The sequence below is a fragment of the Ectothiorhodospiraceae bacterium 2226 genome (genome assembly GCA_013348725.1).
GTDB lineage: Bacteria > Pseudomonadota > Gammaproteobacteria.
The window spans coordinates 660,967-686,716 of record CP054689.1 but is presented as its reverse complement, the minus strand read 5'-3'; the positions used below and the strand labels follow the sequence as shown (position 1 = coordinate 686,716).

Sequence of the window (25,750 nt, the reverse complement as noted above, 5' to 3'; positions counted from 1 at the left end):
CGTCCGTGGATCGAACCGCCCCGCCGGCGCGTGGGCGCTTATTCTGTGCTGAGCAGGTCTCCGCCGTGCTCGTCGATCATCTCGAGCGCCCGCCCGCCGCCGCGCGCGACGCAGGTGAGCGGCTCATCGGCCACCAGCACCGGCAGGCTGGTCTCTTCCATCAGCAGGCGGTCGAGGTCGCGCAGCAGCGCGCCGCCGCCGGTGAGCACCAGGCCGCGCTCGGCGATGTCGGCGCCCAGTTCCGGCGGCGTCTGCTCCAGCGCCGTGCGCACCGCGCTGACGATGCCGGACAGCGGCTCCTGCAGGGCTTCCAGGATCTCGTTGCTGTTCAGCGTGAAGGTGCGCGGGATGCCTTCGGCCAGGTTGCGGCCGCGCACCTCGAGTTCGCGCACTTCGCTGCCCGGATAGGCCGAGCCGATGGTGTGCTTGATGCGCTCGGCAGTGGCCTCGCCGATCAGGATGCCATAGTTGCGGCGTACGTAGTTGATGATGGCGTCGTCGAAGCGGTCGCCGCCGATGCGCACCGAGGCGGCATACACCACGCCCGAGAGCGAGATGATCGCCACCTCGCTGGTGCCGCCGCCGATATCGAGCACCATGGAGCCGTGCGCCTCGCTGATCGGCATGCCGGCGCCGATGGCGGCCGCGAGCGGCTCGTCGATCAAGTAGACCTCGCGGGCGCCCGCGCCGGCGGCCGACTCGCGGATCGCGCGGCGTTCCACCTGGGTGGATCCACAGGGGACGCAGATCAGTACCCGCGGGCTGGGGTGCAGGAAGCGGGTTTTATGCACTTTATGGATAAAGTGCTGCAGCATCTTCTCGGTGACCGTGAAGTCGGCAATTACGCCGTCTTTCATGGGTCGGATGGCCACGATGTTGCCGGGCGTGCGGCCCAGCATGCGCTTGGCTTCCAACCCGACCGCCGCGATGCTTTTTGGTCCGCCGGGGCCACGATCCTGACGAATGGCCACTACCGAAGGTTCATCCAGCACGATCCCCTGCCCGCGCACGTAAATCAACGTGTTGGCGGTTCCGAGATCGATAGAGATGTCGTTGGAGAAGATACCTCGTAGGCGTTTTAGCATGGGAAGCGCGGGGTCCGTAGGGTTGAAGCGTGCGGGTACTTTAATGACTGCCGGGACTTTGGGCAAGATGGCGGATGTGGTAACTTCGGTGGTTTGCCAACCCCTGTCACAAAACCAGGTCCAGCATGTCACTAGAGAAGGCGGACGTAGAAAAAATCGCGCAGCTGGCGCGTCTGGCCATTCGGGACGAGGACGTTCCGGAGTATGCGCGCAATCTCTCGCGCATACTCGATTTGGTCGAGCAAATGAATGCCGTGGCCACCCAGGGCGTGACGCCGATGGCGCACCCGCTGGACGCGGTGCAGCGCCTGCGCCCGGACGCGGTAAGCGAGACCGACCAGCGCGAGCGTTTTCAGGCGATCGCGCCCCAGGTGGAGGACGGCCTCTATCTGGTCCCCAAGGTCATCGAGTAAGACACCCTAAATATGCACGACAAGACCATCGTGGAGCTCGCCGCCGGCCTGGCCGCGCGCGAGTTCTCCAGCGAAGAGCTGACGCGCGCCTACCTTGCGCGCCTCGAGCAGTCCAACCCCGCGCTCAATTGCTGCGTGACGCTGACGCCCGAGCAGGCGCTGGCGCAGGCGCGCGCGGCCGATGCGCGCCTGGCGCGCGGCGAGGGCGGTCCGCTCACCGGCGTCCCCATGGTGCACAAGGACATCTTCTGCACCGACGGCGTGCTCACCACCTGCGGCTCGCGCATGCTGCACAACTTCGTCGCGCCTTATGATGCGACCGTGGTGCGGCGTCTGGCCGAGGCCGGCATGGTGATGCTCGGCAAGGCCAATATGGACGAGTTCGCCATGGGCTCCTCCAACGAGACCAGTCACTACGGGGCGGTCAAGAATCCCTGGAACCCGGACACGGTGCCGGGCGGCTCCTCGGGCGGCTCGGCGGCCGCGGTCGCCGCGCGTCTTGCGCCACTGGCGACCGGCACCGACACGGGGGGCTCCATCCGGCAGCCGGCGGCGCTGTGCGGCATCACCGGCATCAAGCCGACCTACGGGCGGGTGTCGCGCTACGGCATGATCGCCTTCGCCTCCAGCCTGGATCAGGCCGGGCCGATGACGACCAGCGCCGCCGACGCGGCCCTGGTGCTGCAGGCGATGGCCGGTTTCGATCCGCTCGATTCCACCAGCGTGGAGCAGCCCGTTCCCGACTACAGCGCGGGGCTGGAACAGGACCTGAAGGGCCTGCGCATCGGGCTGCCGCGCGAGTTCTTCGGCGAGGGCATGCAGGACGGCGTGCGTGCCGCGCTGGACACGGCGCTGAAGGAGTACGAGGCACTCGGCGCCACGCTGGTGGAGATCGACCTGCCCAACGTCGGGCTGTCGGTGCCCACCTATTACGTGGTCGCCCCGGCCGAGGCCTCTTCGAACCTGTCGCGCTACGACGGCGTGCGCTTTGGCTACCGCTGCGAGCAGCCGCGCGATCTCGAGGACCTCTACAAGCGCTCGCGCGGCGAGGGCTTCGGCGCCGAGGTCAAGCGCCGCATCATGATCGGCACCTACGCGCTCTCGGCCGGCTATTACGACGCCTATTACAACAAGGCGCAGCAGCTGCGCCGCCTGATCCGCGACGATTTCGCGCGCGCCTTCGAGCAGGTGGACGTGATCATGGGGCCGACCTCGCCGACGGTCGCCTTCCGCATCGGCGAGCGCACCGAAGATCCGGTGTCCATGTACCTGTCGGACATCTACACCATCGCGGCGAATCTCGCCGGTCTGCCGGGCATGTCCATCCCGGCCGGCTTCGCCGACGACCTGCCGGTGGGGCTGCAGCTCATCGGCAAGCACTTCGACGAGGCGCGCCTGTTGAACGTCGCGCATCGTTACCAGCAGGCCACCGACTGGCACCGGCGCGTCCCGCCGGGCTTCGAGTAGGGGTTCAACGTCATGGAATGGGAAGCGGTCATCGGGCTGGAAGTCCACGCCCAGCTCGCCACCAAGAGCAAAATCTTCTCCGGCGCGCCCACCGCCTACGGCGCGGCGCCGAACACCCAGGCCTGCGCGGTCGATCTCGGCCTGCCCGGCGTACTGCCCGTGCTGAACGAGGGCGTGGTGCGCATGGCGGTCAAGTTCGGTCTGGCGGTCGGGGCGCGCATCGCGCCGCAGTCGGTGTTCGCGCGCAAGAACTACTTCTATCCTGATCTGCCCAAGGGCTACCAGATCAGCCAGTACGAGCTGCCGATCGTTGAGCTCGGCCACCTGAACGTGGAGCTCGAGGACGGCAGCGTCAAGCGCGTGGGGATCACCCGCGCGCACCTCGAGGAGGACGCCGGCAAGTCCCTGCACGAGGACTACCACGGCATGACGGGCATCGACCTGAACCGCGCCGGTACGCCGCTGCTCGAGATCGTGTCGGAGCCGGATCTGCGCTCGGCCAAGGAGGCCGTGGCGTACATGAAGAAGCTGCACTCGCTGGTGCGCTACCTCGAGATCTGTGACGGCAACATGCAGGAGGGCTCGTTCCGCTGCGACGCCAACGTGTCGGTGCGCCCGAAAGGGCAGAGCGCCTTCGGCACGCGTGCCGAGATCAAGAACGTCAACTCCTTCCGTTTCGTCGAGCGCGCCATCAACTATGAGATCGAGCGCCAGATCGCGCTCATCGAGTCCGGTGGCAAGGTGATTCAGGAGACACGCCTGTACGACTCGGACAAGGGTGAGACGCGCGGCATGCGCGGCAAGGAGGAGTCGCACGACTACCGCTACTTCCCCGACCCCGACCTGCTGCCGCTGGCGGTGAGCGAGGCCTTCATCGAAGAGGTGCGCGGCGAGCTGCCCGAGTTGCCCGACGCCAAGAAGGAGCGTTTCCAGCACGAGTACGAGCTCGGTGCCTACGAGGCCGGCGTGCTGACCGCCTCGCGCGAGATGGCCGATTACTACGAGGCCGTCGCCAAGGACGCGGGTGATGCGCGTCTCGCCGCCAACTGGGTGATGGGCGAGCTGTCCGCCGCGCTCAACAAGGATGGGATCGAGATTACGGCAAGCCCGGTCTCGCCCGCCATGCTGGGCGGCATGCTCCAGCGCATCACCGACAACACCATCTCCGGCAAGATCGCCAAGGACGTTTTCGAGGCGATGTGGAACGGCGAGGGTGACGCCGATGCGGTGATCGAGGCGAAGGGCCTCAAACAAATCACCGACACCAGCGCGATCGAGACGGTGATCGACGAGGTGATCGCCGGCAATCCCCAGCAGCTCGAGCAGTACCGCGCGGGCAAGGACAAGCTGTTCGGCTTCTTCGTCGGCCAGGTCATGAAGGCCACGCAGGGCAAGGCGAACCCCGCGCAGGTGAACGAGCTGCTCAAGCGCAAGCTCGCCTGAGGAAGCTCTGATTTATTCAGAGCTTCCCGCGGCACAGGGAGGTGCCGCCGTGATCAGCGGCTGCAAGCCGTTGATCACGAAGCAAAGTGAAAACCACGCTTTTCGCTTTGCGTGGTCTGAGAAATCCAGGATGGATTTATTTCAGACCTTCCCTAACGGCCCGGCGCGCCGCCGCCTGCGGCGCGCCCCTATCACGGAAGGACCCGCGATGGATCTCACACGCCACAACGACTCCCTGCAACGTTTCCTGTTCGAGCAGGCCGCCATCCGCGGCGAGGTGGTGCATCTCGATGCCACTTGGCAGGAGGTGCTGCGGCGCCAGGACTATCCCACCGTGGTACGCGACCTCCTCGGTGAACTGACCGCCGCCGCGGCGCTGTTGTCCTCCACGCTCAAGTACGAGGGCTCGCTGACCCTGCAGATCGAGGGTAAGGGGCCGCTCTACATGATGGTGGTGGAATGCACCAGCGAGCGTACCATCCGCGCGCTGGCGCGCTGGGCGGGCGAGGTGCCGGCCGGGTCGCTACGCCAGGCCACCGGCGAGGGTCGCCTCGCGATCACCATCGAACCGCGTCACAGCCCCGAGCGGTATCAGGGCATCGTCAGCCTGGAGGGCGACACCCTGGCCGAGGCGCTGCAGGAGTACTTGATGCGCTCCGAGCAGCTCGACACGCGTCTGTGGCTGACGGCCACCCCGCAAGGGGCGGCGGGCATGTTGCTGCAGCGCCTACCGCGGGACCACAGCGGCGAGGACCCCGACATCTGGAACCGCGCGCAGATGCTCGCCGAGACGGTGAAACGCGAAGAGCTGCTGGAGCTGCATCCCCTGCAACTGGTGCGGCGCCTGTTTCACGAAGAGGACGTGCGCCTGTTCGAGCCCGAGCCGATGAGTTTCCGCTGCTCGTGCTCGCGCGAGCGGGTCAGCGCCATGCTGCGCGGCCTCGGCCACGAGGAGGTGCAGAGCATCATCGAGGAGCAGAGCAAAGTGGAAGTCACCTGCGAGTTCTGCGGTGCCACTTACCGCTTCGATCCGGTGGACGCCGAACAGCTGTTCGCTGCGGACGCCTCCGCGCCGCCGGTGCCGCCCACCCGCCATTGAACGCGCGCGTTCGAGGCCGCTTCGCTCAAGCGCCGAGCAGCCAAGCTGCTAGCGCGAGCAGCACCGCCGCGTACACTCCCGCCAGGACGTCGTCCACCATGATGCCGAAGCCGCCGCTCACCTGCCGATCCAGCCGGCGGATGGGCCACGGCTTCCAGATGTCGAACAGCCGGAACAGGACAAAGCCCGCCAACATCCAGGCCCAGCCGACCGGCGCGGCCGCCATCGCGATGAGGTAACCCACGATCTCGTCCCACACGATGCCCGGATGGTCGTGCACCCCGAGGTCGCGGGAGGTCACCTCGCACAGCCATACGCCGATGCCGAACAGCAGCGCCGTCACACCGAGGTAGGCCCAGAACGTCAGGGGCGCCATGACGAGATAGAGCGGGATGGCGGCCACAGTGCCCCAGGTGCCGGGGGCGAAGCGCGCGAGTCCGCTGCCGAAGCCGAACGCCAGAAAATGGCTCGGTTTGCGCCATACCTGCGGCGCGCGGCGGGGTTGTTCGTGTTTGGATCGCATAAGGTCTCCCGGTGCGAGCCCGCCATTGTACCCACCCGCCGCCGCGCGGACGCTAGACTTTGGGAAAGCGTTCGATTCGAGAAGGAGTGTGTATGAGTACCGAGACACGTCCGCAGCCCAAGGAACCGGAACACCTGAGCTGCGCGCAATGCAAGAAGGAGATCCCCGCGTCCACCGTCGTCACCTCGGAAGGCGGCGAGTACGTGCTGCACTTCTGCGGCGTCGAGTGCATGGACGCGTGGAAGCGGGAAAAGAACCCGCAGTCACCGCGTTGACCTCAGGCGCGGGCCACCGGGAAGGCGACGACCTCTTCCAGCGCCCGCGCACCCACGGCCAGCATCAATAATCGATCCACACCCAAGGCGACCCCGGCGCAGTCGCCCAGCCCGGCGCGCAGGGCGGTGAGCAGGCGCTCGTCAGGCTCGACGCGGGGTAGGCCTGCCGCTGCGCGTGCGGCGTTGTCCGCGGCGAAGCGCCGGCCTTGCTCTTCGGCGTCGGCGAGTTCGTGGAAGCCGTTGGCGAGCTCCACGCCGTGCAGGTACAGCTCGAAGCGCTCGGCGACGCGCGGATCGTGCGGTGCCAGGCGCGCCAAGGCCGCTTGGCTGGCGGGATACTCATACAGAAAGGTCAGCGTATCCCGGCCCAGGGTGGGTTCCACGCAGTGCGTGAGCAGCAGGTCGAGCCAGGCGTCGCGCGCGGTCTCGGTCGGCTCGAGCCCCTGCACCCGTATGCCTTGCGCCGCGGCGGTCGCGGCCAGTTCGGCGGCAGGGGCTTGCAAGGGATCGAGGTCGAGCGCCCGCTGGAAGGCCGCGCGGTAGGTCATGCGCTCTTCGTCCAGCGGCCCGAGCAGGGCGCGTACCAGGTCGCGCACCTCGTCCATCAGCCGGTGGTGATCGAAACCGGGGCGATACCACTCCAGCAGGGTGAACTCGGGATTGTGCAGCCGCCCGGCCTCGCCGTCGCGGAACACCTTGCAGACCTGATAAATGGGTCCGCTGCCGGCGGCGAGCAGGCGCTTCATGTGGTACTCGGGCGAGGTCTGCAGGTACAGCCGCCCGCCGTGCGGGCCGTGGTAGTCGGTGCAGAGCGAGGCAAGGTGCAGGTCGGGGCTGCCGGTGCGCGCGAGGATGGGCGTTTCCACCTCCAGGACGTCGCGCGCCGCAAAAAAGGCGCGAATGCCGGCCAGCATCCGCGCCCGCGCCTGCAGCGTGGCGAGCGGCGCGCTGGGGCGCCAGTCCTCGCCGACGGTCATGGCGACCTACTCCTTCGCGCGCCCGACGTACTCGCCCGTGCGGGTATCCACCTTGATGAGTTCGCCGACGTCCAGAAACAGGGGCACCTTCACCACCGCGCCCGACTCCAGCGTGGCGGGCTTGCCGCCGCCGCTGGCGGTGTCGCCGCGCACGCCGGGGTCGGTCTCGGCGATTCGCATGACCACGAAGTTGGGCGGCGTGACCGCGATGGGGACGCCGTTCCACAGCGTCACGGTGCAGAAGTCCTGTTCCTTCAGCCACTGCTTGGCGTCTTCCACCGCGGCCTCGTCGGCCGCCACCTGCTCGAAGCTCTCGGGGTGCATAAAGTGGTAGTATTCGCCGTCCGAATACAGGTACTGCATCTCGGTGTCCATGACGTCGGCACTGTCCAGCGACTCGCCCGACTTGAAGGTGCGCTCGATGATGCGCCGCGTCTTCAGGTTGCGCATCTTGACGCGCGTGAACGCCTGGCCCTTGCCGGGCTTGACGAACTCGGTGTCCACCACGACGGCGGGATCGCCGTCCAGCATGACCTTGAGCCCGTTTTTGAAGTCGTTCATTCCATATGAAGCCATCGGTTCCTCGTCGTTCGCGCAGGTGCCGCCGGGGGCAGGAGTAAGGCGCCTATGATAGCGCGAAGCACGGCGCGGGGGCAGGGGCCGACCTCGTGGCAGCGGGCGCTGGCCGACGCGGTGCGCACGCCCGCCGAACTGCTGACGCTGCTCGGTTTGCCGCCCGAGGACGGTCCGGGCGTGCGCGCAGGGCTGGCGCAGTTTCCGCTGCGCGTACCGCGCGGCTTCATGCGGCGCATGCGCCCCGGCGATCGGCACGATCCCCTGTTGCTGCAGGTGCTGCCGGTAGCCGAGGAGGGGCGCGCCGTGCCGGGCTTCGGGTTCGACCCGGTGGGCGATCTGGGCGCGGTGGCCGCCCCCGGCGTGTTGCACAAATACCGCGGGCGCGTGTTGCTGGTTGCGACCGGTGCCTGCGCCGTGCACTGCCGCTATTGTTTCCGGCGCGCGTTTCCCTATCAGGAGGCGAACGCGCGTGCCGCGAACTGGCGCGGAGCGCTGGACTACATCGCCGGCGATGACACCATCGAAGAGGTGATCCTGAGCGGCGGCGACCCCCTGATGCTCGCCGACCGCAGCCTGCACGAATTCACCGACGCCTTGCGCGGCATCCGCCACGTGCGGCGTCTGCGTCTGCACACGCGGCTGCCCATCGTGCTGCCCGAGCGGGTGGACGAGGGCCTGCTGGCCTGGCTGGAGGCCCTGCCTTGGCAAACCGTCGTGGTGGTGCACTGCAACCATGCGCGGGAACTCGACGGCGAGGTGGCCGCTGGGTTCGGCGCCTTGCGCACAGCGGGCGCGACGCTGCTCAACCAAGCGGTCTTGCTGCGCGGCGTGAACGACGACGCCGGTGCGCTTCGCGATCTCAGCGAGGGCCTGTTCGCACAGGGCGTGCTGCCCTACTACCTGCACCTGCTCGACCGGGTGGCAGGGGCCGCCCACTTCGAGGTGGAGGAGGCGCGGGCGCAGGCACTTATGCACGAGCTGCGCGCCGCGCTGCCCGGCTACCTCGTGCCGCGCCTGGTGCGCGAAGTGGCGGGTGAGGAATATAAACGTCCGCTTATCTAGTGGCGGGCGCTGGCGCGTCCGCTATGCGATGCGGTAAAACGACACAAACCACGACTCGATCACAATAATCGCCCGCATGTCACACGACACGAACTCCTCCGCCGCGCAGGCCGCCGCCGTCGCGGGCGCGCTGGCGCCCGACGACGAGCAGTTACGCCTGCTGTTCCTGCATCCTTCCTCCAACGACATGGAGCGGCTGCTGAACGTGTTGCGTTCGGCGGGTCATCGGCTGCGCGCCCAGCGCGCCGAGCGGGCGGATGAGGCGCAGGCGATCCTCGAGAGCGAGGTGATCGATCTAGTGCTCGGCCGGCCCGAAGTCGGCGGCCTCGCATCGCCCGCGGCGGTGGAACTCATACGCCGCCTCGGTAAGGATGCGCCCTTCGTCCTGTTGTTGCCGCCCGGGCTGGACGAGGCGCTGGCCAGCCAGGCGGTTACGGCGGCATTCCGCGCGGGGGCGCGCGATGCGGTGTGGGAACTCGACCCGGAGCGCTTTCGTCACGCCGTGGAGCGCGAGTATGCAGACCTGCTCGAGCGCCGTCGCCATCGGCAATGCCAGAAGCTGCTGTGGGAGACCGAGCGCCAAGCGCGCGAGTTCATCGCCAGTTCGCGCGATGCCGTGGCATTCGTACACGGCGGCATGCACATCTACGCCAACCCCTCTTACCTCAAGCTATTCGGCTACGAAAGCTTCGACGACCTCGAGGCGCTGCCGGTGATGGATATGGTGGACGGCGAGGATCAAGGTCGCTTCAAAGAGTTCCTGCGCGACTACGACCGCGGCAAGGTCAAGGAGGCGACGCTTTCCTTGCGGGGCCAGCGCGCCGACGGCAAAGCATTTGACGTGAGCATGGCGTTTCAGCCCTCGCGCATGGACGGCGAGCCGTGCATGCAGATCATCATTCGCGATCAGTCACGCGATAAGGAACTGGAACAGCAACTCGCCTCGCTCACCACCCAGGACCTGCTCACCGGTCTGTATAACCGTCGCTATTTCCTCGATCTGCTGGAAGAGACCATCGCCCAAGCGCGCGACGGTTCACAACGGGCCGCGGTCTTGTACCTGACGCTGGACAAGTTCAAGGCCATCAAGGAAGAAGTGGGTATCGCGGGTAGTGACGTCGTCCTGGCCGACATCGCGCGCCTGCTGCAGGGTGCCTGCGGCGGGAAGACGACGCTCGCGCGCTTCGAGGCCAAGGCCTACACCGTCCTGCTGCCGGGCGCCGACGCGGCGGCCGCGGAGAAGCTCGCCCAGTGCCTAATACCGCGAGTCGCGGGGCATATCTCCGAGGTCGGCGGCAAATCGGTGACCACCACTGCGAGCATCGGCATCAGCCTGCTGAACGAGACGACGACCAGCGTGCAGGACGTGCTGGCGACCGCGGAGAAGGGCTGTGGTCTTGCCCACGCCGAGGGCGGCAACCGCTTCCATCTCGTGCATGCCGCGGCGCACGTCCAGGGCGACCGCGAAGAAGTGGTGCGCTGGAGCGCGCTCATCAAGACCGCGCTCAAGAACAACCGCTTCCGGTTGGTGTATCAGCCCATCGCCAGCCTGCGCGGGGAATCGGCCGAGAAGTACGAGGTGGCGGTACGGATGCTCGATCAGGAGGGCGGCGACGTGCTGCCGGACATCTTCATGCCTTTCGCCGAGCGCACCGGCCTGATGTCCTACATCGACCGCTGGGTGATCGCCAATGCACTCCAGGTGCTGGCGCAGCGGCGCGCGGCGGGTCAGCAGGGCAGTTTCTTTATCAGGATCTCGGGCGCCTCCTTGAGCGAGCCGCGCCTGCTGCAGTGGATCGTCGAGCGCATCCGGCTGGCACGCCTGGAGGCCGACAGCCTGGTGTTCGAGATCAGCGAGCCGGTCGCGCTGACGCACCTGAAGCAGGCGAAATTGCTCGTCGGCGCCCTGCATCAGGTGCGTTGTCGCGTGGCGCTGACGCATTTCGGCACCGAGCGCGACACCTGGGGCGCGCTTAACCATCTGGACGTGGACTTCCTGAAGCTGGACGGGAGCATCATCAATGGCTTGACGCAGAGCGAGGCGAAACAGGCCACCCTGAGCAAGCTGGTGGAGCATATCCACGGGCTGAACAAGCAGTGTGTCGCGGTGTACGTCGAGGATGCCAACTGCCTCACGTACCTCTGGCAGGTCGGCATGGACTACATCCAGGGTAATTTCCTGCAGGAACCGCAGGCGGTGATGGGCTACGACTTCAGCCAGTTGGGCTAGCCGCGCCGGCCTGTGGCCGCGTGCCGGGGCTCGCACAGACCGGGCAGTGCGGATCGCGCGGCAGACGCAGGCTGCGCCACTCCATGCGGTAGGCATCGAGCATCAGCAGGCGGCCGCGCAGGGGTTCGCCCACCCCCATCAGCACCTTCAACGTTTCGGTGGCCTGCACGGACCCGATCATGCCGACCACCGGCGCGAGTACCCCCGTCTGTGAGCAGGTCTCGCCCAGTTCCTCGCCCTCTTTGTACAGACAGCGATAGCAGGGGCCGTCGTGCCGCGGATCGAACACCGCGACCTGACCTTCCATGCGGATCGCCGCCCCTGAGATCAGCGGCGTGCCGTGCGCGACGCAGGCGGCGTTGAGCGCAAAACGGATGGCGAAGTTGTCGGTCGCGTCGACCACCGCGTCGGCCGCCGCCACCTCGCGGGCGAGCTGTTCGCCTTCCAGGACGACCGGCAGCGTGTCGATGCGCACGTCCGGATTCAAGGCGGCGAGGCGGGCGCGCGCCGAGTCGACCTTTGCGCGGCCCACCTCGGCGGTGGTGTGGATGATCTGACGCTGCAGGTTGGACAGATCGACATGGTCGAAATCGGCTAGCACCAGGTGCCCCACGCCCGCCGCGGCGAGGTACATGGCGACCGGCGAGCCGAGGCCGCCCAGGCCCACCACCAGCACGCGCGCCTCGAGCAGGCGCTGTTGACCCTCGACGCCTACCTCGGGCAACAGGATCTGCCGGCTATAGCGCAGCAGCTGTTCATCGTTCATGGGAGGCGCTCTCAAAGATAGTGGCGCCAGTGGTCGGGCCGTCGGTCGCGGCAGCCATGGCGCAGTCGGCGGTAGCGATGCACGAACACCTGGCGGGTGGGGTCCTCGTCGCTGGCGAGGTTGGCCCGCAGGGTCTCTTCGGTGTAGTGGATCAGCGCGCGTTTGAGGCGTTGCAGCAGGCTGTTGTCGAGGTGCAGTCCCGCGTCATCGAGGACATGTTCCAGATCGAGCAGGCAGATGGCGCGCAGGTCGTAGCGGATGGCGAGCTGGGTGGGCGCTTGCGCCTCGGCGGCGAGGACACCGGGGAGCGCCGCCAGCAGCTGCGCCGCGGTGTGCGCCTGATCGGCGTCCGGGTGCAGGGGGCAGAACGTCAGCTCCCGTGCTCTGAGGGTATCGCTGTCCATGACCACCGGCTCGCGCATCGCGTATGGGTTTCGAAGCAACTCGCGGGCTGCTCCCAAGCTGGGACCGCTTCGAGCCATGCTACCGCGCCGGAGACGATTTTCAAGCCGGCGGTCGCTCAGCCGGCGCGGCGCCCGGCGCTCACCCGCGGCTGGCCGGCGAGGTCGGCATGGGTGGCAACCTCCACGTAACCGTGGGCCGACAGCAGTGCCCGCACGGCCTCGCCCTGCTGGAAGCCGTGTTCCAGCAGTAGCCAGCCGCCGCCGTGCAGGTGCGCGGCGGCCCCAGCGATGATCGCGCGCAGGGCGTCGAGCCCGTCGGGACCGGAAACCAGGGCGAGGCGCGGCTCGTAGCGCACGCCGTCCGCCTCGAGGTGCGGGTCGTGCGCCGCGATGTAGGGCGGGTTGGAGAGGATGAGATCGTAGCGTTCGTCGTGCAAGGCGTCGAACCAGCCGCTGCGCGCCGCGCGCAGGTCGACACCACCCGGCGCCCAGCGCTCGATGTTGGACTGCGCAAGGGCCCGGGCCGCCGCGCAGGCCTCGGTTGCCACCATGCGGGCGCGCGGGCGCTCGCGCGCCAGGGCGATCGCCACCGCGCCGGTGCCGGTACCGAGATCGGCGACCGCCGCCTCGCGCTCAGGCGGCAGCAGCTGCAGGGCCAACTCCACCAGCAACTCGGTATCGGCGCGCGGCACCAGCGCGGCCTCGCTGACCCGCAGCGGCAGCGACCAGAACTCCTGCACCCCCGTGAGATAGGCGACGGGCACGCCTTGCGCACGACGCGCCACGAGCTGCGCATATGCGGAAGCGGCCGGCGGCGGCAGTGGGTCGTCCAGGTGCGCCCGTAGATACGCGCGGTCGCGCTGCAGCGTGTGGGCCAGCAGCACCTCGGCGTCGAGGCGGGCGGTGGCGCAAACCCCCTCGAGCCGCGCCGCGGCCGCCCGCAGCCGAGCGCCGAGGGTCTCCTGCGCGGCGGGCGCGACCATCAGGCTTCGCCGAGTGCGGCGAGTTGATCCGCCTGGTACTCGTTGATCAATGGGTTGATGACCTCGTCGAGGTTGCCCTGCAGGATGTCCTGCAGCTTGTACACGGTGAGGTTGATGCGGTGATCGGTCAGCCGTCCCTGCGGGAAGTTGTAGGTGCGGATGCGCTCGGAGCGGTCGCCGCTGCCGACCAGCAGGCGGCGCGTGGCGTCCTGTTCGGCCTGCTGCTTCTCCTGCTGCTCGGCGAGCAGACGCGACTGCAGCAGCGCCATGGCGCGCGCCCGGTTCTTGTGCTGCGAGCGCTCGTCCTGACATTCCACCACCATGCCGGTGGGCAGGTGGGTAATGCGGATGGCCGAGTCGGTCTTATTGACGTGCTGGCCGCCAGCGCCCGAGGCGCGGAAGGTGTCGATGCGCAGCTCGGCGGGGCTGATGTCGATGTGGTCGACTTCATCGACCTCGGGCAGTACCGCCACGGTGCAGGCCGAGGTGTGGATGCGGCCCTGGCTCTCGGTGGCCGGCACGCGTTGCACCCGGTGGCCGCCCGATTCGAACTTGAGGCGCGAATAGGCGCCCTGGCCGGCCACGCGCAGCACCAGTTCCTTGTAGCCGCCGTGCTCGCCGGGGCTCTCGCTGATGATCTCGACCTGCCAGCGGCGCTGCTCGGCGTAGCGCGCGTACATGCGGTACAGGTCCCCGGCGAACAAGGCGGCCTCGTCGCCGCCGGTGCCGGCGCGGATCTCGAGGTAGATGTTGCGCTCGTCGTGCGGGTCGCGCGGCAGCAACAGGCGCTGCAACTGGTGCTCGAGCGCGCCCTGGCGCGCACGCGCGGTCTCCAGCTCCTCTTCGGCCAGCTCGCGCATGGCGCTGTCGCTGTCGCGCAGCATGGTCTGGGCCTGCTCGATGTCTTCCGCGGCGGCGCGAAAGTCGGCGTAGGCCTTCACCACCGGCTCGAGCTCGGCGTATTCCTTGGACAGCGACCGGAAGCGGTCTTGGCGGGCGAGGGTCTCCGGGTCGGCCAACAGGGCGCTAAGCTCCTGCAGGCGCTCGGAGAGATTCTCGAGCTTACTGCGGATGGACGGTTTCACGGATTCAGGTGTCGTTCTTGGGGAGTAGCAGGGTACGGGCGGCGTCGAGGACGTCGCGTCGGTCGTCGTACGCGGCCTGGCGCAGCTGTGCGCTCGGCTGGTGCATGAGTTTGTTGGTCAGCAGCCGCCCCATGGCGGAAACCACCAACTGCGGGTCCACGCCGCGCGCGATCTGGCGCTGTGCCTCGGCGACGACCTTGTCGCGTACCGCCTCGCTGTGTTCGCGGTACTCGCGGATGACGTCGACCGACTCCAACGAGCGCAGCCAGCCCATGAAGTGCGCCACCTGCACGTCGATCATCTCCTCGGCCTGGGCGGCCGCTTCGCGGCGCGAGGCGAGGTTCTCGTCGATGAGGTCCTTGAGGTCGTCGACCGTGTACAGATAGACGTCGTCCAGTTCGCCCACCTCGGCCTCGATGTCGCGCGGCACGGCGATGTCGACCATGAACATGGGGCGGTGCTTGCGGCGGCGCAGGGCGCTCTCTACCGCGCCCTTGCCGAGGATCGGCAACGGGCTGGCGGTGGAGGAGATGACGATATCCGCCGCCGCCAGGCGCTCGGGCACTTGGTCCAGCGGTAGCGCCTCGCCTTGAAACTGTTGGGCGAGCAGCTGGGCGTGGGCCAGGGTGCGGTTGGCGATATACAGCTTTGCGATGCCGTTCTCGGTGAGGTGGCGCGCCACCAGCTCCACGGTCTCGCCGGCGCCGATCAACAGCGCCGTGTTCGCCCGCAGGTCACCGAATATCTGGCGTGCCAGGCTCACCGCAGCGAAGGCGACCGAGACCGGGCTCGAGCCGATGGCCGTATCGGTGCGCACGCGCTTGGCGACCGCGAAGGAGTGCTGGAACAGGCGGCCCAGGCGCCGGCCGACGGTGCCCGCTTCGGCCGCCGTGCCGTAGGCCCCCTTGATCTGGCCGAGGATCTGCGGCTCGCCGAGCACCAGCGAATCGAGTCCGCTGGCCACGCGCAGCATGTGGCGCACGGCGTCTTGATTCGGATGTAGATAAAGGTAGGGCTCCACGTCGCTGCGCTGCAGGCCGTGGTAGCCGCGCAGCCACTCGACTACGGCGCGCGCATCGGGTCGTTCCAGTCCACAATAGACCTCGGTCCGATTGCAGGTGGACAGGATGGCCGCTTCCTCTACCGGCTGGCGCCGCGCGAGGTCACGCAGAGCGTCCTTGAGCGCGTCCGGCGCGAAGGCCAGCCGCTCCCGGATCTCGACCGGTGCTGTCTTGTGATTGATACCGAGGGTCAGAAGCGCCATGGTGTTCCCAGGAGTCGGGCCCGAACCCCGCCGGGACAGGCAGCCCTGCGGGCGTGTAGCATATTATAAAGATGCTGCATTGGATATACACTCGGCGCCTGTCGCCGCACCGTCGCACACACAGGATTAGAACCGTCATGCGCGCCTTCGTTGCCGTATTAGTCAGTCTGCTCGCCGTCGGCGGTTGTCAGTCGGCACCCGTCGACCAGGCCGAGCGGGCCGAGCCGCAGGCCGAGCCCGCTGCGTTCACCGCCACGCGCACGCCCGCCACCTCGCCGCGCGAGGCCGAGGTTATCTTCCGCCTGCTGTTCGGCGAGATCGCCGCGCAGCGCGGGGCCGCCGATATGGCGCTCGACGCCTACCTCGGCGCGGCGCGCATCTCCCGCGATCCGCGCGTGGTCGAGCGCGCGGTGCAGCTGGCGATGTACACCGGCCAGGATGAGCGCGCCTTGGAGGCCGCCCGCCTGTGGGTCTCGGTGCAGCCGGACAACCTCGACGCGCGCCAGGTTGCCGGCGTGCTGCTGGTCCGTGCGGGCCGGTTGGACGCGGCCGCGCAGGAATTGGAACAGGTGGTGCGCCGCAGCGAAGGCGAGCCCATGGATGCCTATCTGGTGCTCGCCACCCTGCTGGCCCGCGAGACCGAGCCCAAGGAGGCGGCCGAGACCTTGCGCCGCGTGGCCGAGCGCAGCGGGCATGAGGCGGAGGCGCATTACGCCCAAGCCCATCTCGCCATGCAGCTAGGGGCCACCGATGAGGCGCTGGCGCACATCGATCGCGCGCTGGAGGCGCGGCCCGCTTGGCCGCTCGCGCTGACGCTGCGCGCCGTGGTACTGCGCCGCGACGGGCGCGGCGACCAGGCGCTGGTGGACCTGGAGTCGGCCCTGCGCCAATCCCCGCACAACATCGAGTTGCGGCTGCATTTCGCCCGCATGCTGCTCGACGAGGGTCGCCTGGATGACGCGCGGGTGCAGTTCGAACGCGTATCCGAGCTGGCGCCGGACAATGCCGATGCCTTGTTCGCGCTGGCCCTCTTGTCCATGCAGCTGAACGAGTTGGATGCGGCCGAGGGTCATTTCACCCAGCTCGCCCAGACCGGCCAGCGTACCGACGAGGTCGGCTATTTCATGGGGCAGATCGCCGAGGCGCGCGAGGATGCCGTGGCTGCCATCGGCTGGTACGACGTGGTGGGCGCGGGCGAGTACTTCCTGGACGCACAGCTGCGCGCCGCCGGGGTGCTGGCGCGCGAGGGCGACCTCGACGGCGCCCGCGAGCGCCTGCACGGCTTCGAGGTCGAGGATCACGTCGATTACGTACGCGTGACCCTGGCCGAGGGCGAGTTGCTGCGCCAGGCCGCGCATTACGAGGAGGCCTTCGCCGTCTACACCACCGCGCTCGCCGACATGCCGGATCAGGCCGACCTGCTGTACGCCCGGGCCCTGGTCGCCGAACGCCTCGATCGCCTGGAGGTGTTGGAACGCGACCTGCGGCTGATCATCGACCAGGATCCGGCGCATGCCCACGCGCTGAACGCTTTGGGTTACACGCTCGCCGACCGCACCGATCGCCATCAGGAGGCCTACGACTACGTGCGCCGCGCCTACGACTTGATGCCCGACGACCCGGCGGTCGTCGACAGCATGGGGTGGGTCTATTACCGCCTGGGGCGGCTCGATGAGGCGCTGAAGTATCTGCGGCGCGCCCTCGAGCTGGAGCACGATCCCGAGATCGCGGCCCACCTCGGCGAAGTGCTGTGGGTGGTCGGGCGCGAGCAGGAAGCGCGCTCGGTGTGGCAGAAGGCGCTCGAGGAGGCGCCCGAGCATCGGGTGTTGCAGGAAACCGTGCGGCGCTTCAAGAAGTGACGCGCGACGTTTACCGAGGGTGGCGTGCCGGCCTGCTCGGCACCGCGCTGGCCGCGTTGGTCGCGCTGGGGCTCGGCGGGTGCGCGACGCCGGGTGAGCGTGCGGTGGGCGCGGCCGAGCGCGAGCGCGCCGAGGCGGCCCTGGCCGCGCGTCAGGCGCAGCTCGCCGAATGGGCAGTCTGGGGCGTACGGGGGCGGCTTGCGATTCGCAGCGCGCACGAGGGCTGGCACGCCAACGTGCAGTGGCAGCAGGATGCCGACCACTACCTGATCGACCTGGTCGGTCCCATGGGGCAGGGCGCGGTGCGCCTGTCGGGCGATCCCTACCGCGTGGTGCTCGACTCGGGCAGCGAGCAGCGTGTGGCCGCTTCGCCGGAGGCCTTGCTGGAGGAAAACACCGGCTGGCGCCTGCCGGTCAACGGGCTGCGCTACTGGATGCGCGGGCTGCCCCAGCCGGGCGCACTCGGCCGTTTCGAGCTGGATGCGCAAGGGCGGTTGCTTGAGCTCGAACAGGACGGGTGGCACATCGCCTTCCAGCGCTACACCGATGTGCGCGGGGTGGCGGTGCCCGACCGCCTGGCGCTGCGGCACGCCGATCTGCGCGTGCGGGTGGTGGTCGACACCTGGACGCTGGGCGAGTCGTGAGTCCGGCCGCGCCCGCCCCCGAGGGAGCCGCCTGGCCCGCCCCCGCCAAGCTGAATCTCTTCCTGCACATTACCGGCCGGCGCGCGGACGGCTATCACACCCTGCAGACCGTATTTCAGTTCCTGGACCTCGCCGACACGCTGGAGTTGGCCGTGCGCCAAGACGGGGCCATCCAGCGCGCGAGCGAGCTCGAGGGCGTGGCGCCCGATGTCGACCTGGTGGTGCGCGCCGCGCGACGCCTGCAGGCGGCGAGCGGCACCGCGCTCGGCGTCGACATCGCGGTGCGAAAATGCCTGCCGATGGGGGCTGGGCTCGGCGGCGGCAGTTCGGATGCCGCCACCGTATTGGTGGCACTCAATCGCCTGTGGGGGTTGGATTGGTCCGCCTCGCGCTTGGCGGAACTCGGCCTTGCGCTGGGCGCGGACGTGCCGGTCTTCGTACACGGGCTGGCGGCGTGGGCGGAAGGCGTCGGCGAGCGCCTCAGTTCGGCGCCTCTCGAGGAGCCCTGGTACGTGTTGCTGGTGCCGCCTGTCGCGGTGAGCACGGCCCAAGTGTTTGCGGCGCCCGAATTGCGGCGCGATTGCGTGCCGGTTACAATAGAAGACTTTCTGTCCGGCAGGTGCGCCAACGTGTTCGAACCTGTGGTGCGGGCGCGCTATCCGCTGGTGGCCCGGGCGCTGGATCGGTTGGGGCCAGGGGCTAGACTCACGGGCACGGGTTGCACGGTGTTCGCCACGCATGCCGAGGAAGGCGCGGCGCGTCGCCAAGCCGCGGCGCTCCGCGCCGATATCGTGGACGCCGCTTGGCAGATACACGTGACCCGCGGCCTGAACCGCTCGCCGCTGCTCGAGCGCCTCGCGGCTGCCGCAGCGACGGACGAGAAGGCGTAGCAAAGTAAATCGTCCGATTGTCCCGCCGCGCAGGGACATGCCGCAGGCGGAAACTCGTTTTCGCCGCAGCGTCAAAGGACCGGCCTGGATGGCGGTGACCGGCACTGCGCCGAACGATCGATTGTTCTGCGGTGCAGGGAAGCACCGCCGCGCGCTGTAAAGCGCGCGAAGCAAGGCGGAAACTTGTTTTCGCCGCAGCGTCAAAGGACCGAGCCAGGATGGCTCGTGTCCGTTGGAACAGCAGCACCGCCGCGCGCTGTAAAGCGCGCGAAGCAAGGCGGAAACTTGTTTTCGCCGCAGCGTCAAAGGATCGAGCCAGGATGGCCGTGGCCCGGCACTGCGCCGAACGACCGATTGTTCTGCGGTGCAGGGAAGCACCGCCGCGCGCTGTATAAAGCGCGCGAAGCAAGGCGGAAACTTGTTTTCGCCGCAGCGTCAAAGGACCGAGCCAGGATGGCTCGTGTCCGTTGGAACAGCAGCACCGCCGCGCGCTGTAAAGCGCGCGAAGCAAGGCGGAAACTTGTTTTCGCCGCAGCGTCAAAGGACTGGGCCAGGATGGCCCATGTCCGCATCAATTGGGGCGTCGCCAAGCGGTAAGGCACAGGGTTTTGATCCCTGCATACCCAGGTTCGAATCCTGGCGCCCCAGCCACTTTCGTTTGTGCAGCACGTGAAGGGGTAGGCGTGGCCGACCGCAGCATGATGGTCTTCTCCGGCAATGCGAACCTGCAGCTCGCGCAGGACATTGCCGGCTACCTCAATATGCCCCTGGGCCGGGCGATCGTCGGTCGGTTCTCCGACGGCGAGGTAATGGTCGAGATCATGGAGAACGTGCGCGGGCGCGATGTGTTCATCGTGCAGCCCACCTGCGCACCCACCAACGACAACCTGATGGAGTTGTTGGTGATGGTCGACGCGGTACGCCGCGCCTCGGCCAGCCGTGTGACGGTCGTGATCCCGTATTTCGGCTACGCCCGCCAGGATCGGCGGCCGCGCTCGGCGCGGGTGCCCATCACGGCCAAGGTGGTGGCCAACATGATCGCCAGCGTGGGCACCGATCGTCTGCTCACGGTGGACTTGCACGCCGATCAGATCCAGGGCTTTTTCGACCTGCCGGTGGACAACGTATACGCCTCGCCGATCCTGCTGGGCGACATCTGGCTCTCGCATTACGAGAACCTGATGGTGGTGTCCCCCGACGTGGGCGGCGTGGTGCGCGCGCGGGCGCTCGCGAAGCGTCTGGACGATGCCGAACTGGCCATCATCGACAAGCGCCGTCCGCGTCCCAACGAGGCGCGCGTGATGAACATCATCGGCGACGTGGAAGGGCGCACCTGCGTGATGATCGACGACCTAGTCGACACCGCCGGCACGCTGGGTCTGGCGGCCGAGGCGCTCAAGGATCACGGCGCCGCCAAGGTGGTGGCGTACTGCACGCACCCGGTGCTGTCCGGTCCGGCGGTGGCCAACATCACGCGCTCGCAATTGGACGAGTTGGTGGTGACCGACACCATTCCGCTGCGCCCCGAGGCGCGCGAATGTGACAAGATCCGCCAGCTCAGCATCGCCGAGATGCTGGCCGAGACGATGTTGCGCATCAGCACCGAGGAGTCGGTCAGCTCGCTGTACATGGATTGAGGGCAGCCCGCGCGAGCGGATGCCTCGCGCCGCCGTACCGGCGGCATATCCCTCCTGGTCGCGGGAGGGTCCGGCCACCGCACCAGCGGTGGTTTTTCGTTGATAGGAGAAACGCAATGACTGCGCAGTTTGTACTGAATGGTGAACCCCGTGCCGACGTGGGGAAGGGTGCGAGCCGCCGCCTACGTCGCGCGGGCAAGGTGCCGGCCGTGATCTACGGCGCCGGCAAGGATCCCCAGTCCATCACTCTCGAGCAGCGCGAGATCCTCAAGCAGCTCGAGAACGAGGCCGTGTACTCGCACATCCTCGACCTGAAGCTCGGCGGCAAGGCCGAGCGGGTGGTGCTCAAGGACATGCAGCGTCACCCCTTCAAGCCGATCGTGCTGCACGTCGACCTGCTGCGGGTGAGCGAGAACGAGGCGCTGCGGGTGCATGTGCCGCTGCACTTCATGGGTGAGGATACGGCGCCCGGGGTGAAGGCCGGCGGTATCGTGAGTCGCAACATCATCGAGGCCGAGATCTCCTGTCTGCCCAAGGACCTGCCGGAGTTCCTCGAGGTCGACCTGTCGGGGTTGAACGTCGGCGACTCGGTCCACTTGTCCGACATCAAGCTGCCCAAAGGCGTCGAGCTGCCTGAGCTCGCTCATGGTCCCGAGCATGATCTGCCGGTGGCGAGCATCTCCCTGCCGCGTGGCGCCGTCGAGGCCGCGGGCGAGGAGGCCGAGGGCGAAGAGTCGCCCGCCGAGTAATGCGCAAGGAGCGGGCAGTTGCGGCCTGAGCTCATCGTCGGCCTGGGGAATCCCGGGCCGACGTATTTTGAGACCCGGCACAACGCGGGCTTTTGGTTCGTGGACGCGCTGGCGCGCCTCCACGGGGCGAGCTTCAAGAGCGAGTCGCGCTTCCAGGGCGAGGTCGCGCGCTTGGACGGGCCCGAAGGCCCGGTGTGGCTGCTCAAACCGCAGACCTTCATGAACCATAGCGGGCGCGCGGTCGGCCCGCTGGCACGCTTCTACAAGATCGCCCCCGAGGCGGTGCTGGTGGCGCACGACGAACTCGATCTGCAGCCCGGTCAGGTGCGGCTCAAGCAGGGGGGCGGCCACGGCGGTCACAACGGCTTGCGCGATACCGTTGCCCAGCTCGGCACCAACGCCTTTGCGCGGCTGCGTATCGGCATCGGGCATCCCGGCCCGGGTAACGACGTGGTGGGCTATGTGCTCGGCAAGCCGCCGGCGGCCGAACGCGAGTTGATCATCGAGGGGCTGGCCGAGGCCTTGGAGTGCATGCCCATGCTGCTCGCCGGCGAGTCCCAGAAGGTCATGCAGCGCCTGCACACCCGGAACTGATCCGGTCACAGTAAGGAACCTACGCGTCCATGGGATTCAAGTGCGGTATCGTCGGTCTGCCGAACGTCGGCAAGTCCACGCTGTTCAACGCTCTCACCAAGGCCGGCATCGACGCGGCCAATTACCCCTTCTGCACCATCGAGCCCAACGTGGGGGTGGTGCCGGTGCCCGATCCGCGGCTCGACAAGCTGGCCGCCATGGTGAAACCGCAACGCGTGCTGCCCACGACCATGGAGTTCGTGGATATCGCGGGCTTGGTGGCCGGTGCCTCCAAGGGCGAAGGCCTCGGCAACAAGTTCCTGGCCAACATCCGCGAGACCGATGCCATCGCCCACGTGGTGCGCTGCTTCGAGGACGAGAACGTGGTGCACGTCGGCGGCCGCGTGGACCCGCTCGGCGACATCGAGGTCATCAACACCGAACTCGCGCTGGCCGACCTCGAGACGGTTGAGAAAGGCCTCGCGCGCGTCAGTCGGCAAGCCAAGAGCGGCGACAAGGACGCGATTGCCCGTACCAAGCTCTACGAGCAGGTGCGCGCGACCCTCGACGAGGGCCGACCGGTGCGCGCCCTGGGCCTGGATGCCGATCAGCAGGCACTGCTCTACGATCTGCACCTGCTGACGGTCAAGCCGACCATGTACATCGCCAACGTGGCCGAGGACGGCTTCGAGAACAACGCCTACCTCGATCAGGTGCGCGAGTTCGCCGCCACCGAGGGGGCGGTGGTGGTGCCGGTATGTGCAGCCATCGAGGCCGACCTGGCCGACATGGCCGAGGAAGAGCGGGCCGAGTTCCTGCAGGAACTGGGGTTGGAGGAGCCGGGGCTGGACCGGGTGATCCGTGCCGGCTACCAACTGCTAGGCCTGCAGACCTACTTCACCGCCGGCGAGAAGGAGGTCCGCGCTTGGACCGTGCCGGTAGGCGCCACCGCGCCGCAGGCGGCGGGGGTCATTCATACCGATTTCGAAAAGGGTTTCATCCGCGCCGAGGTGGTCGGCTATGGCGACTTCGTCGCCGACGGCGGTGAGCAGGGCGCCAAGGAGGCCGGTCACTGGCGCCTGGAAGGCAAGGACTACATCGTGCAGGACGGCGACGTGATGCACTTCCGCTTCAACGTCTGAGCGCCGCTTGCCTTGACAGCCCGCGCCCCGGCAGGGAAAATGCGCGGCTTCCGGCCCATGCCGGCCGGTTCTCTTTGGCTACGTAGCTCAGTTGGTTAGAGCGCGGCACTCATAATGCTGAGGTCGGTGGTTCAAGTCCACCCGTAGCCACCACTTCCTTTGTGGCACAGCGGTTCTGCGCGCGCCGTGCCCGCGTCACGACCACCTCCCCTCTGTTTTGAATGCTGAGGTCGGGGGATGACTGCGGCCATCCATGGCCGCAGCGCTGCGGGCGTCGCTGCGCGACGTCCGTCCGCGCTCCGGGCGCGGCCGTCAAGTCCACCCGTAGCCACCACTCTACTTACCGCGCTGTGGTTCTACAGGCGCTTCTGCCGGCGTCACGACCACCTCCCCTCTGTTCAGAAAGCTGAGGTCGGGGATGATGCGCGCCATCCCTGGCGCGCCCCCTTCGGGCGCCGCTGCGCGGCGTCCGTCCGCGCTCCGGGCGCGGCCGTCAAGTCCACCCGTAGCCACCACTCTACTTACCGCGCTGTGGTTCTACAGGCGCTTCTGCCGGCGTCACGACCACCTCCCCTCTGTTCAGAAAGCTGAGGTCGGGGGATGACTGCGGCCATCCCTGGCCGCAGCCCTGCGGGCGTCGCTGCGCGGCGTCCGTCCGCGCTCCGGGCGCGGCCGTCAAGTCCACCCGTAGCCACCAATCTTCCTTAGCGCACTGTGGTTCTCTCAGCGCTTCTGCCGACGTCACGACCGCCTCCACTCTGTTTTGAAAGCTGAGGTCGGGGGATCTCTCGGCCCATCCTGGGCCTCGCCCCGGCGGGGCGCCGCTACGCGGCGAGCGGATTCGTTCCCGACGAATCCGTGACTGCGGCCATCCATGGCCGCAGCCCTGCGGGCGCCGCTGCGCGGCGTCCGTCCGCGCTCCGGGCGCGGCCGTCAAGTCCACCCGTAGCCACCACTTTGTGGCACAGCGGTTCTGCGCGCGCCGTGCCCGCGTCACGACCACCTCCCCTCTGTTCTTGAAAGCTCCTGATTAGCGAGTAGGGGAGATGTTGCATGTGGTGCCCGTAATGGGCCGCGTGAGTCTGGAACAACGAGGCTTGGGCGGGTGTGGCCGTCGGCTTTCCCAGGCACGGGTCCAGGAGGAAGCCTAGGGAAGCTCTGGAAACTCAGCGCTTCCCGCGGCCAGAGATGTGCCTTCGCGCGGCCTGGGAGCGCCAGGATGGCGGTATTTCAGCCCTTCACTTAGAAGCGTAGGCCGAGGTTCAGCGCGGCGGCGACGTCGCTGTCGTTGCCGGCGACGCCGAGGTCGAGGTGCACGCCGAAGGGCGAGAAGCCGAGCCCGACGGCATAGATATCGCCGGCGCTGATGTCGGTGGACACCAGATTGCGGCGGTAGCCCCCGCGCAGCTGCACGGTGTTCCAGAGGTTCAGCTCGGCGCCGAGGGCGAGGTAGCGGGTGCGCTCGTCGTAACCGAGCGGGTCGTTTTCGGTGAGGTCCATGTCCACCGCAAGCGTGGTCCACTTGCTGCGGTGGGCAAGCCCTACCCGCACCTGCGGTTTGAGCGTCACCTCATTGCCCTCCACCGTGGCGTAGCGCTGGGAGATGACGTTCTTCACCACTGCGCCGGCCAGGAAACCACCGCCCAGTTCGGTGGCGATGCCGAGGTCGGCGTTGAAGTTGCTGTACTGGCGCTCGCCCTCGCTGAGGGAGATCTCGGCGTCCTCGTCCTGGACCTGGAAACCGTAATCCAGCGTGCGCACGTTCTGGTACTTGGGGGTGATGCCGAGCGCGATCGTCCGGCCGCCGACCGAGAAGGCGCGCGCCAGCGAGACGCCCAACTCGGCAATCACCGCGCCGCGCAGCAGGACCTGCGACTGTAGATCGCGATCGCCCTCGAAGGGCGGCGGGGCACCGCTGCCGTCGTAGTCGATGTACTGATCCATCAGCGCGAGGTCGGCCTCGCTGATGCTGAGCAGGCCGCCGCCGCTGGCCCAGCCATGGCCGCTCACGGCGACGCCGAGGCTCTGGCTGGGCACCGCGATGCCGAGGCCGGCCTGCGCGTCGGCGACCAGTGCACGGCCGTGCAAGCGCTCCAGCCCGGCCTTCAGGTCGCGCGCGGCGTCCTGCACGGCCTCGGCGGTCGTCGGCGAGGGATTCGCCTCCGCCGCGGCGACCGCCGCCTCCAGGCGTTCGACCAGTTCCCTGTCCTGGAAGTCGTCGAGTTCGTCGAACAGGTCTTGCGGGTCGGCCGCGCGCACGCCGATCGAGGGCAGCATGAGCCCGAAGCGCTGATCGGGATGGGCGGCGAGCAGGGCCGGGTTATAGAGTGCGGCCTGGTGCGGGGCGCCGGCGGCGACGCCGGTGCCGGCCATGCCAAGCGCCCGGGCGTCGAGCGCCGTAAATGGTGCAGCCTGAGCGGCGGTGACACACGCGCCCGTAACAGCCGCGCCGACGGCGGCCAAGAGTTTGTTCTTCATTGGATGTCCCCCTACGGATGAAGGGCGCGTTCCGTGCGCGGCGATGTCTATGACGGCAGCTCGAGACGCAACTTGAGAACTGCGTCACACTAAACGCCGGATAGGGGGAGGTCGGACGATGGTGCA

Annotated in this window: 24 protein-coding genes and 2 tRNA genes; 16 read left to right on the top strand and 10 right to left on the bottom strand. The window is 68.0% G+C overall.

All coding sequences use genetic code 11. The features are described 5' to 3' along the window. Positions 1-38: 38 nt before the first annotated feature. Positions 39-1,085 carry a rod shape-determining protein gene (locus HUS23_03130; protein ID QKT02873.1) on the bottom strand — a complete coding sequence of 349 codons (1,047 nt, stop codon included), beginning with the start codon at positions 1,083-1,085 and terminating at the stop codon, positions 39-41. 125 nt (positions 1,086-1,210) lie between these two features. On the opposite strand from HUS23_03130, the gene gatC reads away from it, so the two are divergent. The 4 genes from gatC (at position 1,211) to hslO (ending at position 5,507) form a co-directional block, all read left to right on the top strand. Further along, positions 1,211-1,498, top strand: coding sequence for an Asp-tRNA(Asn)/Glu-tRNA(Gln) amidotransferase subunit GatC (gene gatC / locus HUS23_03125; protein ID QKT02872.1), 288 nt, complete (start codon positions 1,211-1,213; stop codon positions 1,496-1,498). A 12-nt stretch (positions 1,499-1,510) separates the two neighbouring features. After that, the gene (gene gatA, locus HUS23_03120) at positions 1,511-2,965 is read left to right on the top strand and encodes an Asp-tRNA(Asn)/Glu-tRNA(Gln) amidotransferase subunit GatA (protein ID QKT02871.1); all 1,455 of its coding nucleotides are present in this window, start codon (positions 1,511-1,513) and stop codon (positions 2,963-2,965) included. Between the two features lie 12 nt (positions 2,966-2,977). Continuing rightward, positions 2,978-4,408: an Asp-tRNA(Asn)/Glu-tRNA(Gln) amidotransferase subunit GatB gene (gatB, locus tag HUS23_03115; GenBank protein QKT02870.1), complete on the top strand. Its 1,431-nt coding sequence runs from the start codon at positions 2,978-2,980 to the stop codon at positions 4,406-4,408. 208 nt (positions 4,409-4,616) lie between these two features. Continuing rightward, a complete protein-coding gene (gene hslO / locus HUS23_03110) occupies positions 4,617-5,507 on the top strand; it encodes an Hsp33 family molecular chaperone HslO (protein QKT02869.1) in 891 nt (296 codons plus the stop codon). Between the two features lie 25 nt (positions 5,508-5,532). Here the strand turns inward: hslO and HUS23_03105 are convergent, their stop codons facing one another. Then, complete coding sequence (locus HUS23_03105; protein QKT02868.1) at positions 5,533-6,030, bottom strand: phosphatidylglycerophosphatase A; 498 nt, start codon at positions 6,028-6,030, stop codon at positions 5,533-5,535. A gap of 92 nt (positions 6,031-6,122) precedes the next feature. Here HUS23_03105 and HUS23_03100 point away from each other — a divergent pair, with 92 nt between their 5' ends. Further along, positions 6,123-6,305, top strand: a complete 183-nt coding sequence (locus HUS23_03100) for a DUF3330 domain-containing protein (GenBank protein ID QKT02867.1) — start codon at positions 6,123-6,125, stop codon at positions 6,303-6,305. Positions 6,306-6,307: 2 nt separating this feature from the next. On the opposite strand, the gene genX is transcribed toward HUS23_03100, so the two are convergent. Together genX and efp are read right to left on the bottom strand one after the other, a co-directional pair. Beyond that, positions 6,308-7,282, bottom strand: a complete 975-nt coding sequence (gene genX, locus HUS23_03095) for an EF-P lysine aminoacylase GenX (protein ID QKT02866.1) — start codon at positions 7,280-7,282, stop codon at positions 6,308-6,310. A 6-nt stretch (positions 7,283-7,288) separates the two neighbouring features. After that, a complete protein-coding gene (efp, locus tag HUS23_03090; protein ID QKT02865.1) occupies positions 7,289-7,858 on the bottom strand; it encodes an elongation factor P in 570 nt (189 codons plus the stop codon). Between the two features lie 51 nt (positions 7,859-7,909). Here efp and epmB point away from each other — a divergent pair, with 51 nt between their 5' ends. Both epmB and HUS23_03080 read left to right on the top strand, forming a co-directional pair. Further along, positions 7,910-8,920 carry an EF-P beta-lysylation protein EpmB gene (gene epmB, locus HUS23_03085; protein QKT02864.1) on the top strand — a complete coding sequence of 337 codons (1,011 nt, stop codon included), beginning with the start codon at positions 7,910-7,912 and terminating at the stop codon, positions 8,918-8,920. Between the two features lie 76 nt (positions 8,921-8,996). Continuing rightward, positions 8,997-11,150 carry an EAL domain-containing protein gene (locus tag HUS23_03080; protein QKT02863.1) on the top strand — a complete coding sequence of 718 codons (2,154 nt, stop codon included), beginning with the start codon at positions 8,997-8,999 and terminating at the stop codon, positions 11,148-11,150. Here HUS23_03080 and moeB read toward each other — a convergent pair. The 5 genes from moeB to HUS23_03055 all read right to left on the bottom strand — a co-directional run bounded on the left by moeB (position 11,134) and on the right by HUS23_03055 (position 15,652). After that, entirely contained in the window at positions 11,134-11,916 is a 783-nt protein-coding gene (gene moeB, locus HUS23_03075; GenBank protein QKT02862.1) for a molybdopterin-synthase adenylyltransferase MoeB, read from the bottom strand. The two genes, HUS23_03080 and moeB, sit on opposite strands and share 17 nt — an antisense overlap. 11 nt (positions 11,917-11,927) lie before the next feature. Beyond that, positions 11,928-12,320 carry a hypothetical protein gene (locus tag HUS23_03070; protein QKT04945.1) on the bottom strand — a complete coding sequence of 131 codons (393 nt, stop codon included), beginning with the start codon at positions 12,318-12,320 and terminating at the stop codon, positions 11,928-11,930. 116 nt (positions 12,321-12,436) lie between these two features. Continuing rightward, positions 12,437-13,303 (bottom strand): peptide chain release factor N(5)-glutamine methyltransferase, encoded by an 867-nt coding sequence (prmC, locus tag HUS23_03065; protein ID QKT02861.1) that lies wholly within the window; start codon positions 13,301-13,303, stop codon positions 12,437-12,439. Continuing rightward, positions 13,303-14,388, bottom strand: a complete 1,086-nt coding sequence (gene prfA / locus HUS23_03060; GenBank protein ID QKT02860.1) for a peptide chain release factor 1 — start codon at positions 14,386-14,388, stop codon at positions 13,303-13,305. The genes prmC and prfA overlap by 1 nt, the downstream gene beginning before the upstream one ends. Before the next feature lie 4 nt (positions 14,389-14,392). Beyond that, a complete protein-coding gene (locus tag HUS23_03055) occupies positions 14,393-15,652 on the bottom strand; it encodes a glutamyl-tRNA reductase (GenBank protein QKT02859.1) in 1,260 nt (419 codons plus the stop codon). Between the two features lie 137 nt (positions 15,653-15,789). Here HUS23_03055 and HUS23_03050 point away from each other — a divergent pair, with 137 nt between their 5' ends. The 9 genes from HUS23_03050 (at position 15,790) to HUS23_03010 (ending at position 23,299) form a co-directional block, all read left to right on the top strand. After that, positions 15,790-17,511 (top strand): tetratricopeptide repeat protein, encoded by a 1,722-nt coding sequence (locus HUS23_03050; protein ID QKT02858.1) that lies wholly within the window; start codon positions 15,790-15,792, stop codon positions 17,509-17,511. After that, positions 17,508-18,155 carry an outer membrane lipoprotein LolB gene (lolB, locus tag HUS23_03045; protein ID QKT02857.1) on the top strand — a complete coding sequence of 216 codons (648 nt, stop codon included), beginning with the start codon at positions 17,508-17,510 and terminating at the stop codon, positions 18,153-18,155. The genes HUS23_03050 and lolB overlap by 4 nt, the downstream gene beginning before the upstream one ends. Next, on the top strand, positions 18,152-19,045 hold the full coding sequence (gene ispE, locus HUS23_03040; protein QKT02856.1) for a 4-(cytidine 5'-diphospho)-2-C-methyl-D-erythritol kinase: 894 nt from the start codon (positions 18,152-18,154) through the stop codon (positions 19,043-19,045). The genes lolB and ispE overlap by 4 nt, the downstream gene beginning before the upstream one ends. A gap of 576 nt (positions 19,046-19,621) precedes the next feature. After that, positions 19,622-19,696 (top strand) — tRNA-Gln (locus tag HUS23_03035). 47 nt (positions 19,697-19,743) lie between these two features. Next, entirely contained in the window at positions 19,744-20,682 is a 939-nt protein-coding gene (locus tag HUS23_03030; GenBank protein QKT04944.1) for a ribose-phosphate diphosphokinase, read from the top strand. A 116-nt stretch (positions 20,683-20,798) separates the two neighbouring features. After that, a complete protein-coding gene (locus HUS23_03025; GenBank protein QKT02855.1) occupies positions 20,799-21,431 on the top strand; it encodes a 50S ribosomal protein L25/general stress protein Ctc in 633 nt (210 codons plus the stop codon). Positions 21,432-21,449: 18 nt separating this feature from the next. Further along, positions 21,450-22,025 (top strand): aminoacyl-tRNA hydrolase, encoded by a 576-nt coding sequence (gene pth, locus HUS23_03020; protein ID QKT02854.1) that lies wholly within the window; start codon positions 21,450-21,452, stop codon positions 22,023-22,025. 29 nt (positions 22,026-22,054) lie between these two features. After that, positions 22,055-23,146, top strand: a complete 1,092-nt coding sequence (gene ychF / locus HUS23_03015) for a redox-regulated ATPase YchF (protein ID QKT02853.1) — start codon at positions 22,055-22,057, stop codon at positions 23,144-23,146. Positions 23,147-23,222: 76 nt separating this feature from the next. Continuing rightward, a tRNA-Met gene (locus HUS23_03010) sits at positions 23,223-23,299 on the top strand. Between the two features lie 1,089 nt (positions 23,300-24,388). Here HUS23_03010 and HUS23_03005 read toward each other — a convergent pair. Next, on the bottom strand, positions 24,389-25,624 hold the full coding sequence (locus HUS23_03005; GenBank protein ID QKT02852.1) for a conjugal transfer protein TraF: 1,236 nt from the start codon (positions 25,622-25,624) through the stop codon (positions 24,389-24,391). Positions 25,625-25,750 lie beyond the last annotated feature (126 nt).